Source organism: Neisseria sp. HMSC074B07 (genome assembly GCF_001810355.1).
In the GTDB taxonomy this organism is placed as follows: Bacteria; Pseudomonadota; Gammaproteobacteria; order Burkholderiales; family Neisseriaceae; genus Neisseria.
In genome coordinates this window covers 3,073-4,149 of the sequence record NZ_KV800911.1, presented here as the reverse complement: position 1 = coordinate 4,149, position 1,077 = coordinate 3,073, and the positions used below count along the sequence as shown (strand labels likewise).

Here is a 1,077-nt window from a genome sequence, read left to right as displayed (position 1 = left end):
TATTGTACTATTTTGTTTTTAATTGACTATAAAAGGGATATCAAGGATGCTCCAAGCTAAAATCGTCGTTATCGGCAGTATCAATATGGATTTAGTCACCCGCGCTTCAAAATTTCCCAGAGCGGGTGAAACATTGCTGGGCAATTCATTTCACCGCTTCATGGGCGGCAAGGGCGCAAACCAAGCGATTGCAGCAGCGCGTTTGGGGGCAGACGTCTGTATAGTCGGCGCGGTCGGCGATGACGATTTCGGCTATGAAATGACCACCAACCTCTGCCGCGAAGGCATCTTTACCGAACACATCCAAACCCTCACCGGCCTGCCCAGCGGCATGGCAAACATTACCGTTGCCGACGATGAAAACGCCATTATCGTTATCGCCGGAGCCAACATGGGGCTGACGGTTGCCGACATCGAAAACGCCGAGCAGCAAATCGCCTCCGCCGATGTGGTTTTGAGCCAGCTCGAAATTCCGATGGACTGCGTCATCACCGCCGCAAAATTGGCGAAGAAATACGGCAAGCCCTTTATCCTCAACCCGGCTCCCGCACAATTCCTGCCTTCGGAATTATGGGAATTGGTCACTCTTCTGACCCCCAACCGCTACGAACTTGCCGACTGCCTCGGCCTGTCGCAAGATTTGAATCCCGAAGAGCTGATTCTAAAAGCCCCCTGCCCCGTCCTGATGACCATGGGCGACAAAGGCGCAGTCTATAAAGACGGAAAAGACGGTTTGCGTTATGTTTCCAGCTTTAAAGTGGACACTGCCGACACTACCGGCGCCAGCGACGCATTCAACGGCGCGTTGTCCGTCTTCTGGAATCAAGGCATCGAAACTGCCGTCCGTAAGGCATGTGCCGCCGCCGCGCTTTCCATTACCCAAGACGGCGCGCAAAACGGAATGCCTTTCAAAGAAGAATTGGAACAATTCCTCGCCGCGCATCAATAAATCCATATTCACGTTATGAAACACAAAAGGTCGTCTGAAACCCATCTTCCGGCGTTTCAGACGACCTTTATTAATCTTAAAGATGATTGAGCCGCATTATAGTGGATTAACTTTAAACCAGTACGGCG

Annotated in this window: 1 protein-coding gene; it reads left to right on the top strand. The window is 51.4% G+C overall.

Features of this window, described 5'->3' with window-relative positions:
- Nucleotides 1–46 precede the first annotated feature (46 nt).
- The gene (gene rbsK / locus HMPREF2726_RS02955; RefSeq protein WP_070602118.1) at nucleotides 47–949 is read left to right on the top strand and encodes a ribokinase; all 903 of its coding nucleotides are present in this window, start codon (nucleotides 47–49) and stop codon (nucleotides 947–949) included.
- Nucleotides 950–1,077: the final 128 nt, after the last annotated feature.

Excerpts from the sequence above, each read along its gene's own strand:
- rbsK (WP_070602118.1), top strand. The coding sequence starts at position 47 with ATGCTCCAAGCTAAAATCGTCGTTATCGGCAGTATCAATATGGATTTA.